Origin of the sequence: Escherichia albertii NBRC 107761 = DSM 17582 (assembly GCF_000759775.1) — a bacterium.
Lineage (GTDB): Bacteria > Pseudomonadota > Gammaproteobacteria > Enterobacterales > Enterobacteriaceae > Escherichia > Escherichia albertii.
In genome coordinates this window covers 19,688-33,276 of record NZ_BBMY01000001.1, presented here as the reverse complement: position 1 = coordinate 33,276, position 13,589 = coordinate 19,688, and the positions used below count along the sequence as shown (strand labels likewise).

Sequence of the window (13,589 nt, the reverse complement as noted above, 5' to 3'; positions counted from 1 at the left end):
AACATGAGTGTACATACAGGGCTGGAGGCAATATGAGTCAGGTTTTAATTACAGGCGCAACGGGGCTGGTGGGCGGTCATCTGCTGCGTATGTTGATTAACGAACCGAAAGTTAATGCCATTGCCGCGCCAACCAGACGCCCACTGGCAGATATGCCAGGAGTCTATAACCCACACGATCCGCAATTAACCGATGCGCTGGCGCAAGTCACCGATCCGATCGACATAGTGTTTTGTTGTCTCGGTACCACGCGGCGGGAGGCAGGTAGCAAAGAGGCGTTTATTCATGCCGATTACACGCTGGTGGTGGACACCGCCTTAACCGGGCGACGACTGGGCGCGCAGCATATGCTGGTGGTCAGTGCCATGGGGGCAAATGCCCATTCGCCGTTTTTCTATAACCGCGTCAAAGGGGAGATGGAAGAAGCGTTAATTGCCCAGAACTGGCCGAAGCTGACCATTGCCCGTCCGTCGATGTTGCTGGGAGATCGCAGCAAGCAGCGGATGAACGAAACTTTATTTGCGCCGTTGTTCCGTTTGCTGCCAGGTAACTGGAAATCCATTGATGCGAGAGACGTGGCGCGGGTGATGCTGGCAGAGGCGATGCGGCCCGAGCATGAAGGCGTGACTATTTTAACTTCTTCAGAATTACGCAAAAGAGCTGAATAAATTGATAGTGAGCATCATATTTACGCCTTCAGGGGAGCAGGTGTGATTGTCGGCAGTCTGGCGCTGTTATTCTGACCTGAAGAAAAACATGTCGGATGCGGCGTGAACGCCTTATCCGACCTACGGTTGGCGCCGTTGTAGGCCTGATAAGACGCGGCAAGCGTCGCATCAGGCAACGGCAGCCGGATGCGGCGTGAATGTCTTATCTGACCTGTGGTTGGCGCCGTTGCAGGCCTGATAAGACGTGACAAGCGTCGCATCAGGCAACGGCAGCCGGATGCGGCGTGAACGCCTTATCCGACCTGTGGTTGGCGCCGTTGTAGGCCTGATAAGACGCGGCAAGCGTCGCATCAGGCAACGGCAGCCGGATGCGGCGTGAATGTCTTATCTGACCTGTGGTTGGCGCCGTTGTAGGCCTGATAAGACGCGGCAAGCGTCTTATCAGGCATGACAAGGAGGATTATTTAATAAACGTAAACGCCGTGGTTACCCGCTTCACGCCGCTCACCCGGCTGGCAATATCGGCCGCCGCTTTTGCTTCGCGTTCAGTCACCAGCCCCATCAGGAACACTTCGCCGTTTTCGGTGGTGACTTTCACGTTAGACGATTTCACCAGGTCGCTGGCCAGCAGTTGCGAACGCACTTTGGTGGTGATCCAGGTATCGTTAGAAGCTTCGCCCAGACCAATTGGTTGACCCTGGCGGATCTCGTTATACACTTCGGTTGCGCCGTCTACGCCCATGGCAATCTGTTTCGCACGAGCCGAAAGCTCAGAGTTTGGCGACTGCCCAACCAGCAGAACTTTACCCTGATACGCCGTGACATTAATGCGCGCTTCTTTCTTAATCTGTTCGTCCTTCGACAATGCGCGGTTAACGCGCACTTCCAGGGTACCGTCGTCCACCTGAGTGCCGACACTGCGAGGATCGGTCGCCGCTTTGGTGCCGACAGCAGCAGTACCTACCACAGCGGCAGCAACGCACCCTTGCAATAGTAGCGCGGAAATAAGGACTGCGATTGGCGAAAATGCCTTCATGTGTTCTCCTTAATCATCCTGGTGAGGGAAAAGCGTGTTATCGATCAGATCGCACAGGCAATTTACCGTCAGCATATGCATTTCCTGAATGCGAGCGCTACGATGCGAGGGAATGCGGATTTCCACGTCCTGTGGCCCTAACAGCCCCGCCAGTTCACCGCCGTCATAGCCGGTTAGTGCCACAATGGTCATATCACGTGTAACGGCAGCTTCAACAGCTTTAACAATATCGCGACTATTACCACGAGTAGAAATGGCTAGCAGCACATCACCCGCATGTCCCAGCGCCCGAACTTGTTTTGCATACACTTCATCATGTAAGCGATCGTTGGCAATCGCCGTTAAGACAACATTATCCGTATTTAGTGCAATGGCGGGTAAGCTAGGTCGCTCCGTTTCGAAGCGGTTGATCATGCTGGCAGCAAAATGCTGTGCGTTGGCAGCGGAGGTTCCATTACCACAACAGAGAATTTTGTTGCCATTGAGCAGAGACTGAACCAGCGTCATGGCTGCACGGGAGATCGCATCCGGTAGTGCCTCTGCCGCCGCAATTTGAGTTTGAATGCTTTCAGTGAAGCAAGCTTTGATTCTTTCTTGCACGCTAATCCTTAAACCTTAATTATGAGTGGTTATTAAAGGCGTCCTTAATCCACTCAACTTCATTCCCGGTGAAGGCTAACACATCGAACCGACAATCCACAGTATCAAAACTCCCATTATGACGCGCGAGCCACAAGCGGGCAGTCTGTAATAATTTGTGTTGTTTGCTACGGGTCACACTGGCAGCCGCGCCGCCGTAGAAAGCAGAGCGGCGATAACGCACCTCGACAAAAACGATTGTCTGGCCTTCACGCATTATCAGATCAATTTCGCCGCCACGCTCATTCACGTTGGCGGCGACAAACCGCAGTCCATTGCCTTCCAGCCAGCGACGCGCGGAGGCTTCCCACGCATCACCGGTCTGTTTAGTCGTTAACTGGCGGGAACTACCTGACCCTGTTGGTACTGTAGCCATGATAACTTCCTGTTAATCACGCAATCCGGGCTAGCCGTCAGGCTTCCGGTATTACCGTTGATTTCAAAACCCTGAACCTGGCGCATTTGCGAGAAATGATTTGCCAGTGACCAGGCATCGACGCCCATTGCATACATCCGAGCCAGCGAATAGTCATTGTTCACGGCACTGAGCGCCTGCTGCATTAATGGCAGATTGTTACCCGCCAGCATGGGGATTTCACTGTACTGCAAGCCTTCCATTTCCAGACGGAAATCCGGGCCTGCGGTGCCTTGCGCGCTACGAGAACTGGCGTATAACGTTGCGCCGCTCTGGCTACTGTTACGCATGGCGATCATCGGCTTGATAAAGGCGATCTCGCTCGGTGTCGCGACGATATACACCGCGTCCACTCGACCGCCGTTATTGGTGAATTGATCACTGGTTGGTGTGGTTTGCAGTGACGGATTACTTGTTGTTCCTGTATCAGCGGAGGTGCTGGTGGCAATTGGACTACCTGTTAAAGCGATACCAGAACCGCCGTTAACACCCGCGCGTAATTCGCTGGTGGATCCAAATTTTTGTTGCAGAACGGTGCCGCCGCCCAGTTTCTGCCACTCTTGTGCAAACGCATTTGCCACGCGATCGCCCAGTGAACTCCGCGGGATCAGCACCAGCGGCGCTTGTTTGCCCTGGTCATGAATATGGCGCGCCGCATCGCGGGCTTCATCTTCCGGCGACAGCGCGAAGTAACAGATATTAGCGCGGTTTTCGACATTTTCCGGCTGATTCAGCGCCAGCACGTTCAGCGGAGTGTTGCTCTTCAGCAACTCTTCAACGTTATTTTTCAGCAGCGGACCGACCACAATGCTTGCGCCATCCTGCTGAACCTGGTTGAGGATCTGGCTAAGCGGTTGTGATGAGGTATCGTAGATTTTCAGTTCTGCAGACGGATTCGCAGGCGCGCTTACTGCCGCAGTGGTTGCCGACGGAGCGCTAACTGGCGCGGGTTGGGGCGTAGTTTCTTCACCCGTCAGATCGCTAACTGAAGCTTGCGCCGGGCTGGCAACGCCATCCACGGTTTGCGGCTGAGGTTGTTCTGCTACGTCCGTGGCAGGCGCAGCGGCTACCTGAGCCGCGACAGGCTGAGTACCAAGATTTTTCGCCGCTTCAAAGCCTTGCTGAATAGTGCGACCAAATACCGCGGCCTGACCATTCAACGGCAATAGCAGGGCGATTTTATTGGTTGACGCAGGTTTAAACGCTTTTACGTTTACCAACTGTGTTGGCAACATTTTCGCGCCCGGGTTGTTCGGATAACGTTTCTGCCAGTCGGCAATGCCGGCTTTCATCATGTCGGGATCGTTACGGTTATCAAACCAGACACGCTGCAGATCCAGCCAGCCTTGCAGGATATTTTCATCGGCATTGATCACCAGCGTGTTCGCTTGATCCTGAGTCATGGAGGAGAGCGCCTGCCATGTGGCGTCGATATTCTGCTGTTTTTCTTTCGCGCCGAGCAGTGGTTCCTGAGCAATTAACGCACGCAGTAAATCAAGGGAAGGACGGCCCTGGCTGGCGTCGATTTTCGCCTGCCAGTAGCGAGCCTGCTGGTTTTGTTCTAAATCGGCAGGTGTGATTTTCGCCAGCAAGGTTTGCGCGCCAGTAAAATCTTTCTGCGCCAGTTTAATTTCTACGGCCAGCAATGACTGCTCGCGACGCTGGGTATCGTTCAGTTCTTGCGGTAGTTGGTTGAACAACTCCACCGCCTGTCCGGTTTTACCTTCTTTCACCAGTGCACGAATGGCAAGTAATTGCCAGTTGATCCTGGTATCATCAGAGCTTTGCTGCATCTGTTGCAGGTAAAAGGCAGAATCTGCCTGTGCCGTCCCCTGCATATAGGCAGTGGACTGATCGGGGGTATGGGTGCCACAACCGGCGAAAATCAGGGCTGCCAAAACAACAGGCAGACAACGCGCGGCTTTCAAACGAGAAAATGTTGAGGGTACCATAGTGTATCCAGTGATATTTTTTTACGCAATGCTCAATATTAAATCGGCAATACGGACGACACAATGAAACAACACCAATCAGCGGATAATTCTCAGGGCCAGCTTTACATTGTACCGACACCGATCGGCAATCTGGCGGATATCACCCAGCGTGCGCTGGAGGTGTTACAGGCCGTTGATCTGATTGCCGCCGAAGATACACGCCATACCGGTTTACTGCTGCAACATTTTGGTATCAACGCCCGGTTGTTCGCCTTGCATGACCATAACGAACATCAGAAAGCTGAAACGTTACTGGCTAAGCTGCAAGAAGGGCAAAACATTGCGCTGGTTTCTGATGCCGGAACGCCGCTGATTAATGATCCGGGCTATCATCTGGTACGCACCTGCCGTGAAGCGGGTATTCGCGTGGTGCCGCTACCTGGACCGTGTGCTGCCATCACTGCATTAAGCGCCGCGGGTTTGCCATCAGATCGCTTTTGTTATGAAGGTTTCCTGCCTGCCAAATCGAAAGGTCGCCGTGATGCGTTAAAAGCCATTGAAGCGGAACCGCGCACGCTGATTTTTTATGAATCTACCCACCGTCTGTTAGATAGCCTGGAAGATATCGTCGCGGTATTAGGCGAATCCCGCTACGTGGTGCTGGCGCGTGAGCTAACCAAAACCTGGGAAACCATTCATGGCGCGCCAGTTGGCGAGCTGCTGGCGTGGGTGAAAGAAGATGAAAACCGTCGCAAAGGCGAAATGGTGCTGATTGTCGAAGGCCATAAAGCACAGGAAGAAGACTTACCCGCCGATGCCCTGCGCACGCTGGCGCTGTTACAGGCCGAGCTTCCGTTGAAAAAAGCAGCGGCGCTGGCAGCAGAAATTCACGGCGTGAAGAAAAACGCGCTGTATAAGTATGCGCTGGAGCAGCAAGGGGAGTGATTACAGGCGTCGCAGCAGGAATAGCGCTGCAACGCCTGTAGCAGGCGAGTTAACGACGACACATCTCATCAGTCAAACACGTGAAATGGTTATGCAGCCATAAAAACGAAGCAGGGATAGCGGTGGAGACTTTAGCTGTGAGAAAACGTTCTGTCGCATCCTGCTTTTCTTCGCCTGTCACCAGCAGCAAAACTTCGCGGGCATTGAGAATATCCTTCAGCCCTAAGGTGATCCCCTGAGTCACCGGGTGGTCAGCGGTTTTTAACATTTCATGTTGCTGTGTTCTGGCATCGAGTTGGCTGATATGGCAGGTCGGTTGCAGGCTTTCTCCCGGTTCGTTCAGCCCCAGATGAGCGTTTTTCCCCAGACCGAGTACGCATAAATCCAGCCCGCCTTTACGTGCAATCAGGTTCGTCACCCGTTCACACTCGCTCTCATCAATATCTTCGGAGCGAAAGCTGATGAGCTGATCTTCACGTAGCCCCAGCGGCTGCACGATATGCTGTTGAAGGAAAGTTTCGCAGGTGCCAGGCATCGTTAATGGCAGGCCTACCCATTCATCGAGCTTCACAAAGGTGAGATGGCTGATATCAACGCGCTGCTGGTGGATTTTTTCTACCAGATATCGATAAGTCAGTAATGGCGTGGCTCCGGTTGCCAGGCAAATCACGGCATTCGGGTTGCTACAGATCACGTCCAATAAATATTCGCTGGCGAGTTCACTTAACGCCGTATAGTTTTCCACTTGCTGAAGGGTTTGCACAGGATGAAATTCCTTAAGTAAGGAGGCACCGTCAGACGCAGTGCCTCGTTCCATTTACAAAATGCCGAATGCGGAACAAACGATGGAAAGCACAAACGTTACGCCGATTAACAGTACTGGATGCGCTTTTTTCACCCGCAGTAAGTAGTACATCAACAGGGTGTAAGCCATCGGTAAAATATTCGGGAAGACTTTATCGAAGAAATCCTGCTGCAGCGCGACGCTGTGGGTACTGTCGATGGCAAACGATGTCACCACGTTAATATGCACATACGAAGCGATCAGCCCGCCGATTACCGTGATCCCGGGGATGGTTGCCGAACGAGCAATCATCTGCGAGTTCTCTCGCACTTTATCAATAGCCTTCACGCCGACTGAATAACCGACGTGGGTCCAGCCGACGCGCAGGAAAAAGATAAGCAGGTAAACGGCGAAAAATAGAATCGGCCCCAGCAGGTTTCCCTGGCTGGCAAATGATGAGCAAATTCCCGCCATAATCGGCAACAAGGTAAACCAGAAAATCGCATCGCCAATCCCGGCGATTGGGCCAAACAGCGCTACTTTCAGACCTTTAATGGTGTCGCGGTTTTCCCTTTTTCCTCCATTGAAATTAATAACCCCATCAGGAACCCGACCAGATTCGGGTGGGTGTTAATAAATTCCAGATTATCTTTCATCGCCGCGCTTAAGCCCGGTTTGTCGTCCTTATAGATCTTTTTCAGGAGCGGCAACATCGCCCAGGTAAAGCCGCCCGCCTGCATCCTTTCGTAGTTAAAGCTCGCTTGCAGCAGCGATGAACGAAAGCCCAGACGGGTGATATCTTTTTTACTGATTTCAGATCCCATTGCTGTAGTCCTCTTCTTCATTTTTACTGGCAACGGGCTGCGGTTGCACTTGTTGCCGGGATTTCGCGTTGAAAAACTCATACACGGCAAAGCCTGCGCCCAGTACGGCAACAGGTAACAAATTGCTGACCTGGATGTAGCAAATAAACAGGAAACCGGCGATCAGATAAGGGATGTATTGCGCTTTGAACATCACGCGCAGCAGCAGACCAAAACCGACGGCAGGTAAAATACCGCCAGCCACTTCAAAGCCGTGAGTCAACCAGGCCGGCATTGCTTTCACCAGTGCCTGCATCGCGCCTTGCGCCAGGTAAGTACAGAGAAACGCAATCACCACATACGAAGAGGCAACAATCAGCATCGTTATCCAGTTAAGTCGGGTAAACGCTGCTGTATCCGCCTCTTTCGCGTATTTATCGGCTTTGCTCATAAATAATGAGAATGCCGAATAGAAGAACAGAATGACGTACTGCATTAACAGACTAAACGGCAGACCAAGACCAATTGCCGTTTTGGCATCGACGCCCGTAGACCACGCAATGACGGTGGTCATCAGACCCGCCATAATCGGGTTGGGCGGTTGAACGCCGCCGGCAGGGGTTAACCCGGCGAAAGCCAGTTCTGTCAGACCGCCGGTAATTAAACCCGTCTGAATATCACCAAGAATAGTGCCAGTAAGAGTACAAACGATTATCGGTCGGAATAAAAATAAGGCTTCCAGCCAAAAATCAATCCCCAGAAAGAAAACTAACGCCGCCAGGGAGAGCCCCTGAAGAAGAGTTATTTCATGCATTTTTATTACCTCAAACGAATATTAAGGCGATGGCGACGTTAGTCAGGAATTTGCTCTTTTTGAGAGCCAGGGACGTCCTGAATAAAAACATTCACGCCGCGTCGTTTAATAAAACGTAAATCTGTGAGATCCTGCTCATCGACATAAACTCTACTGCTGATTTGTGTTTTCCCTTCCGAGAAATGCATATTGCCGACGTTGACATCTTTCAGATCAAGACCGCCTTCTATCAGTTTACGTACCGTCTGCGGCGTACGGCAAATCAGAAATATTTTCTGATGCGGCGCAGCTTTGCCGATGACGTTAATGGTTTTTTCAATAGTAAAAAAACGAATGCCAAAGCCGTAGGTTTCCGCGGTAATACCCATCAGTTTCTGTTGAATATCATCGTTAGCGACAACATCGTCTACAACCACCAGCAGATTCGCACCGATGGTGGATGTCCAGGTCACGCCAACCTGGCCGTGAACCAGACGGTTATCAATACGGGTTAAGAGAATATTTGGACTGCTCATTTTTAATCCTCGCCATAAAAATTGATTATATAGATTTTTTAAATATATTATTGTTGTGGCATTGTACGGATGTATTTATTAAATTTAGCCATCTCCTTTACCATTAATGCACTACCCGATATTAATCGGGCAGCACCTGTGAATAAATATTATTAAATTAATGATTATGCTGAGATTCGATTCGCTGAACCACAGACATTAATTTTATTTCTGACAACCTCTTTCATCGCATCCATGCCGACGCGCATATAATAGCGAGGATCATTACCCTGCGGATTTTCTGCAAACCAGGCTTTTACTGCGCCGGCGAAGGCTATTTTTAATTCTGTGGCAACGTTCACTTTTGTGACGCCAAGTTCAATCGTACGACGGACAAATTCGTCCGGGACATCGCTGGCACCGTGCAGCACCAGAGGAACGTCCACCACTTCACGAATTTCCGCCAGTCGCTGGAAATCAATCTTCGGCGTTTTACTGTACAGACCATGTGCCGTACCAATCGCCACTGCCAGGCTATCGACGCCAGTCAGTTCAACAAAGCGTTTCGCTTCTTGTGGGTCGGTCAGGTATGCGCTTTCAGCATCAACATGCATATCATCTTCCACGCCGCCCAGTCGTCCCAGCTCCGCTTCTACGCTGCAATCCTGCGAGTGGCAGAAATCGACAACCGATTTCACCAGCTTCACGTTCTCGGTAAACGGGAAGTGACTGCCGTCGATCATTGCGCTGCGCACGCCTGCGTGGACTTTACGGCGAATATCATCCAGCGATTCGTGGTGGTCGAGATGCAGCGCCAGCGGCATGTTGTAGGTTGTGGAATAGGCGCTACACAGGGCGTAGATCTCTTCCAGCTCAATATGTTTAAAGGTCCCCGGCGTTCCGGCGAGGATCACCGGCGATCGCATTTCGCTACATACTTCGAGGATCGCCTGGATAGTCTCGGCATTATGGATGTTAAATGCAGGCACCGCGTAACCATTGGCCTGGGCGTCCTGTAACAGATATTTAGTGGAGATAATGCTCATAATGCGATCCTTTTATGCCTGCCACGGATGAATAATGACGCCTTGCACCACGCGGTTTACGGTGCCACTGGCTGATGGGGAATCCGGTGTATTGCCCATATGTAGCGACTGCATCAGTGCAAACGTCTGGGCGTACATCAGGAAGCAAAATGCTTGCTCAACGTCGATAAAGTGACGGGAGGGGGGCAGGATAATATGTGGGCCAGCGGCGATAACGTCGTTGCTTTCCGCGGCGATGGCGATTACGCGCATCGCCTGGTTATCGCGGCGGAGTTCTGCCAGCAGATCAAGATCATACTGACGGGTGTAAGGGTGGCTGGAGACAAACACCACCACCAGTGTTTCACCATCGACCAGTGATTTTGGGCCATGACGGAATCCGGTTGGGGAATCATAAAAGGCTGCCAGCTTACCCGCCGTCAGTTCCAGTACCTTCAGCGCCGACTCGCGTGCCGCGCCCTGTAAGCCACCGCTGCCGAGATAAACGACCCGTTTCCACGACGCGTAACCAAACACGCCTTCGCTGAAATCGCCCAGAGAGGTCAGGATCGTCTGGCAACGATCCGCCACGTCGCGGAAGGTCTGGCTGTTGATCATCTCAGGTGCGAAAACCGCGAGGCAGCTGGTCATCATGGTGGTAATACTGCTGGTCATCGCAAAGCCGCGATCGTGCGTTTCTGCGGGCATCAGCAGGGCAAATGCATTATTGCTGTTGATCGCGTTTTGATAGAGCGCGCCCGCTTCGTTGCAGGTGATCGGCAGGTGATAGCACTCCGGTACAAACTGATTTGCCAGTTCTACGGCGGCGACGCTTTCCGGGCTATTGCCAGAACGGCCAAAGGAGATAAGCAACAATGGATGGGCTGGATTCAGGTAATCCATTGGATTGGTAACCAGATCGGTGGTCGGTACGGCGCTGAAGTTTTTGCCAGTATGGCTGGCAAGCCACGGTGCGATGATGTCGCCGATAAATGCCGAGGTTCCGGCGCCGGTCAGGATGATCCGCAGGTTCTCTTTGCGCAGTAATGGTTGAAGGAAGTTATCAATCGCGGAGCGTAACGCGTCAATGTTGACGAGAGAACGGATCCAGGCGCGAGGCTGTTGGCGGATTTCTTCTTCAGTCCATGTGCCGGTAGTTGCGACAGCAGGGGTGTAATTTTCTGGCATAACTCAATCCTTAGTCTGATGAACTGGACTGCAGGCGCAGTATCTTTCGCTTGCCTTTCGTTTCACTTAGTGATGTCTTTCGTTTGTTAAAATCTATATAAAAGGAATTGAAACCTAAATGCTTAAGAAAGAAATGAAGTGAAATTTGTGATCGTTGAAAGAAAAGATAAGGGAAGGAAAAAGGAGAACATACAGAGAGCTGTACGTAAGATTGTGTAAGTGTCTGCTTTTGATGTGTTCAATCCAACATCAAAACCAGGTTGCGGTATGGTCGAAAAACAGTTGCAGGCTCTGGCTGTCGAACTTGTGCCAGTCTGTCGACGTTCTTCGCTTACCTGGCTGAGATTCGTAAAGTCGGTATTGTGATAGACGACACTATGAAAAAGACCGTGTGGTGGGCAATCCGGGCGGCCTCAGATGATTCCTCTGGTACAACCAAACCGGGCATCTTCAATGAACACCGATATATATCTCCTGATACTATAATGTCATCTTACTGTCTTTATAATATGATTCCTTTATCAATAAATATTAAATGGGGAAAACCGATATACTTGCAGTAATGTCTGTCAGTGTTAAATAATAACTATGTTGGTGGTTGTTTATTTGGATGGTTGGGTTGTAAAAAGAGGGCGCTTTAGCGCTTCAGAAAAGGCCAGCCAGATAAAACGACCAGATATCGATAACCAACCTTTTTGGGGCTCTATAAATAAGGGGAGATGATGAAGAAAGTTCTGAAGTCGTTTTTTCTAATATCTGCATTGCTATTGGCATTTGTGCCTTTGGCTCACTCAAGTGAAAATGGTACACATATGTTGATTACATCTCAGAGTGCATTCGATTATCAACAGACCAGGGAACGTCTGATCAAAGCAATTTCAGATAACGGACTGGTCTTATTTGGCGAATTTGATCATGCAAAGGCAGCTCATGGTGCCGGGCTTACAATGCCCCCCACGACTGTTCTGGTATTTGGTAACCCCAGAGCGGGAACGCCCTTGATGATAGCTCACCCGGAACTTGCGCTGGATTTACCTTTCCGCGTTCTCATCAGCCAGCGCCCTGATGGACAGGTGAATGTCAGCTATCATTCTGCAGAAGAGCTCAAACGTTATGGTCTTGATATGGATTCAGTACACGTGTTGAAAAAACTGGAGCAATTCGTCCAGAAAAACATTCAGCCATAAAGACGAGTAGTTCCGGTTTCCTGAAAGCGTACAGAATTCTGTGTTACGTTAAAAGGTCTACAACGCCACTACAGTATTCAGTTGCCTTTCAAAATAAATGGTTAACTGCGACAATGTTAAATCCCACTGCTGGATTAGCATTGTCCATTTTTTTCTGCATATTCATCAGCGACAGATAATAAAGCAACTTTAATAGATTGTTTCTATTCGTTTCCAATGAAACAACTCAGGAAATCATCTCACAGGCAATTCCGAATAAATTAAATGATAAAATTTAAATAACGGGGCGTTGGTGCGTAAAAAGAAAAAATACTTTGTTACGATTTTATTTCGTGCTGGGATACATGCACAATATCATCGCTTTTGTTGATTACTCACGAATGATTTACACCATGATGGCTTTATTTTGCTTATTTTCTCTGATTCAGGACGTAAATTCCTTGCGGAAAGTCCGGGTTGGCCCCGTCGCAAGTGGCTCATGTATCAGGTTCTGTTCTGACCAACGATAGCTCCCCTGCAGATCTATCAAACACATCTGGCTTCAGTGAAGCGACCTTCAGTAACCGCCGATGCACTCGTCTTCATTATCCTTATACATCACACCTTCAAGTATTCGCATTTTCCCCGGAACCAGTAACCTGTCGCTCCTTCTTTATCTTCCACATACCTCCATGAACTCATTGCTACTTACCACCAGGTATTCCTTCTGGTGGGCGATGAAAGATTTCATCCCGATCCGCACCTTTAATATTTTGTGTAACAAAATGAATGATTTTTAAAATTATGTAATGAGTGTTGGCATGTTGTTTGGTTTGGTTATGATTTCAATGCATTATGTAACTACAGGAGTTATTTATGAAAAAAACACTGGCTGGCGTTTTAATCTTTCTATCTTCTGCTGCATATGCAGATATCAATTTGTATGGGCCTGGTGGCCCGCATACAGCGTTGCTGGATGCCGCTAATCTTTACACCAGGAAAACCGGTGTTACGGTAAATGTTCATTACGGGCCACAGAAGAAGTGGAATGAAGAAGCCAGACAAAACGCTGATATTCTGTTTGGTGCTTCCGAGCAGTCTGCTTTGGCTATCGTCCGTGATCATAAAGACAGATTCAGCGAAAAGGATATTCAACCTCTTTACCTGCGTAAAAGTATTTTACTGGTAAAGAAAGGCAATCCTAAAAACATTCAAGGGATTGACGATCTGACCAGGCCTGGTATTGGTATTATCGTCAATGATGGTGGCGGAACCAGTAATACATCTGGCACCGGTGTTTGGGAAGATATTGCCGGGCGTAAGGGGAATATTGAAACCATAGCCGGTATTCGCAAGAATATTATTCTGTATGCGCCCAACAGTGGAACAGCACGTAAAGCGCTGGAAAATCAGCCAGATGCTGATGTCTGGATAACCTGGGCTGACTGGGCAGCCAGTAACCCCGGTATTGGTGATGTGGTAGAGATAGCGCCGGATTATGTTATCTGGCGTGATATGAATATTGCCGTACGCCAGGATGCGGATGCTGAAACCCGCCAGTTTGCTGCATGGCTGCATTCTGATGAAGCAGCACCAGCATTCGAAAAATATGGCTGGGTCAAAAAGGGCACCCCATAAATATAAAGACAGGGAGTGTTATAAATTCCAACACTCCCAA

The 13,589-nt window shown here is 50.0% G+C and carries 13 protein-coding genes and 2 pseudogenes; 4 read left to right on the top strand and 11 right to left on the bottom strand.

Annotation, left to right across the window (positions count from 1 at the left end; genetic code table 11):
- Positions 1-32 precede the first annotated feature (32 nt).
- On the top strand, positions 33-668 hold the full coding sequence (locus EA14781_RS00170; RefSeq protein ID WP_000084523.1) for an NAD(P)H-binding protein: 636 nt from the start codon (positions 33-35) through the stop codon (positions 666-668).
- Between the two features lie 460 nt (positions 669-1,128).
- Here EA14781_RS00170 and dolP read toward each other — a convergent pair whose 3' ends face one another.
- The 4 genes from dolP to lpoA are packed head-to-tail and all read right to left on the bottom strand — an operon-like array spanning position 1,129 to position 4,710.
- Complete coding sequence (gene dolP / locus EA14781_RS00165; protein ID WP_000643277.1) at positions 1,129-1,704, bottom strand: division/outer membrane stress-associated lipid-binding lipoprotein; 576 nt, start codon at positions 1,702-1,704, stop codon at positions 1,129-1,131.
- Positions 1,705-1,713: 9 nt separating this feature from the next.
- Entirely contained in the window at positions 1,714-2,304 is a 591-nt protein-coding gene (gene diaA / locus EA14781_RS00160) for a DnaA initiator-associating protein DiaA (RefSeq protein WP_001158034.1), read from the bottom strand.
- Between the two features lie 19 nt (positions 2,305-2,323).
- Entirely contained in the window at positions 2,324-2,719 is a 396-nt protein-coding gene (locus EA14781_RS00155; RefSeq protein ID WP_000246820.1) for a YraN family protein, read from the bottom strand.
- The gene (gene lpoA, locus EA14781_RS00150) at positions 2,677-4,710 is read right to left on the bottom strand and encodes a penicillin-binding protein activator LpoA (RefSeq protein ID WP_000249174.1); all 2,034 of its coding nucleotides are present in this window, start codon (positions 4,708-4,710) and stop codon (positions 2,677-2,679) included. The genes EA14781_RS00155 and lpoA overlap by 43 nt, the downstream gene beginning before the upstream one ends.
- A 63-nt stretch (positions 4,711-4,773) precedes the next feature.
- Here lpoA and rsmI point away from each other — a divergent pair, with 63 nt between their 5' ends.
- Positions 4,774-5,637, top strand: coding sequence for a 16S rRNA (cytidine(1402)-2'-O)-methyltransferase (gene rsmI, locus EA14781_RS00145; protein WP_000809245.1), 864 nt, complete (start codon positions 4,774-4,776; stop codon positions 5,635-5,637).
- Positions 5,638-5,686: 49 nt separating this feature from the next.
- Here the strand turns inward: rsmI and EA14781_RS00140 are convergent, their stop codons facing one another.
- The 6 genes and pseudogenes from EA14781_RS00140 to EA14781_RS00115 all read right to left on the bottom strand — a co-directional run bounded on the left by EA14781_RS00140 (position 5,687) and on the right by EA14781_RS00115 (position 10,745).
- The gene (locus EA14781_RS00140; protein WP_077776575.1) at positions 5,687-6,454 is read right to left on the bottom strand and encodes a galactosamine-6-phosphate isomerase; all 768 of its coding nucleotides are present in this window, start codon (positions 6,452-6,454) and stop codon (positions 5,687-5,689) included.
- A pseudogene (agaD, locus tag EA14781_RS00135) lies at positions 6,455-7,245 on the bottom strand (PTS galactosamine transporter subunit IID).
- Positions 7,235-8,038 carry a PTS galactosamine transporter subunit IIC gene (gene agaC, locus EA14781_RS00130; protein ID WP_000544478.1) on the bottom strand — a complete coding sequence of 268 codons (804 nt, stop codon included), beginning with the start codon at positions 8,036-8,038 and terminating at the stop codon, positions 7,235-7,237. Before agaC ends, agaD begins: the two are co-directional and overlap by 11 nt.
- Before the next feature lie 38 nt (positions 8,039-8,076).
- Positions 8,077-8,553, bottom strand: a complete 477-nt coding sequence (gene agaB / locus EA14781_RS00125) for a PTS galactosamine transporter subunit IIB (RefSeq protein ID WP_000098014.1) — start codon at positions 8,551-8,553, stop codon at positions 8,077-8,079.
- A 164-nt stretch (positions 8,554-8,717) separates the two neighbouring features.
- Positions 8,718-9,578, bottom strand: a complete 861-nt coding sequence (gene kbaY / locus EA14781_RS00120; protein WP_000022778.1) for a tagatose-bisphosphate aldolase subunit KbaY — start codon at positions 9,576-9,578, stop codon at positions 8,718-8,720.
- A 12-nt stretch (positions 9,579-9,590) separates the two neighbouring features.
- Entirely contained in the window at positions 9,591-10,745 is a 1,155-nt protein-coding gene (locus EA14781_RS00115) for an AgaS family sugar isomerase (RefSeq protein WP_001114900.1), read from the bottom strand.
- Between the two features lie 722 nt (positions 10,746-11,467).
- Here EA14781_RS00115 and EA14781_RS00110 point away from each other — a divergent pair.
- On the top strand, positions 11,468-11,932 hold the full coding sequence (locus tag EA14781_RS00110) for a DUF302 domain-containing protein (protein WP_000756774.1): 465 nt from the start codon (positions 11,468-11,470) through the stop codon (positions 11,930-11,932).
- Positions 11,933-11,989: 57 nt separating this feature from the next.
- Here the strand turns inward: EA14781_RS00110 and EA14781_RS26035 are convergent.
- Positions 11,990-12,140: pseudogene (locus EA14781_RS26035) on the bottom strand (IS256 family transposase); the annotation flags it as partial.
- A gap of 647 nt (positions 12,141-12,787) precedes the next feature.
- Between EA14781_RS26035 and paa the strand changes: the two are divergent.
- The gene (gene paa / locus EA14781_RS00105; RefSeq protein WP_000751603.1) at positions 12,788-13,549 is read left to right on the top strand and encodes an AcfC family adhesin Paa; all 762 of its coding nucleotides are present in this window, start codon (positions 12,788-12,790) and stop codon (positions 13,547-13,549) included.
- Positions 13,550-13,589: the final 40 nt, after the last annotated feature.

What these genes read in the sequence shown, in the direction of transcription:
- EA14781_RS00170 (WP_000084523.1), top strand. Translation starts at nt 33, where the DNA reads ATGAGTCAGGTTTTAATTACAGGCGCAACGGGGCTGGTGGGCGGTCAT.
- dolP (WP_000643277.1), bottom strand. Translation starts at nt 1,704, where the DNA reads ATGAAGGCATTTTCGCCAATCGCAGTCCTTATTTCCGCGCTACTATTG.
- EA14781_RS00155 (WP_000246820.1), bottom strand. Translation starts at nt 2,719, where the DNA reads ATGGCTACAGTACCAACAGGGTCAGGTAGTTCCCGCCAGTTAACGACT.
- lpoA (WP_000249174.1), bottom strand. Translation starts at nt 4,710, where the DNA reads ATGGTACCCTCAACATTTTCTCGTTTGAAAGCCGCGCGTTGTCTGCCT.
- rsmI (WP_000809245.1), top strand. Translation starts at nt 4,774, where the DNA reads ATGAAACAACACCAATCAGCGGATAATTCTCAGGGCCAGCTTTACATT.
- EA14781_RS00140 (WP_077776575.1), bottom strand. Translation starts at nt 6,454, where the DNA reads ATGGAACGAGGCACTGCGTCTGACGGTGCCTCCTTACTTAAGGAATTT.
- agaC (WP_000544478.1), bottom strand. Translation starts at nt 8,038, where the DNA reads ATGCATGAAATAACTCTTCTTCAGGGGCTCTCCCTGGCGGCGTTAGTT.
- agaB (WP_000098014.1), bottom strand. Translation starts at nt 8,553, where the DNA reads ATGAGCAGTCCAAATATTCTCTTAACCCGTATTGATAACCGTCTGGTT.
- kbaY (WP_000022778.1), bottom strand. Translation starts at nt 9,578, where the DNA reads ATGAGCATTATCTCCACTAAATATCTGTTACAGGACGCCCAGGCCAAT.
- EA14781_RS00115 (WP_001114900.1), bottom strand. Translation starts at nt 10,745, where the DNA reads ATGCCAGAAAATTACACCCCTGCTGTCGCAACTACCGGCACATGGACT.
- EA14781_RS00110 (WP_000756774.1), top strand. Translation starts at nt 11,468, where the DNA reads ATGAAGAAAGTTCTGAAGTCGTTTTTTCTAATATCTGCATTGCTATTG.
- paa (WP_000751603.1), top strand. Translation starts at nt 12,788, where the DNA reads ATGAAAAAAACACTGGCTGGCGTTTTAATCTTTCTATCTTCTGCTGCA.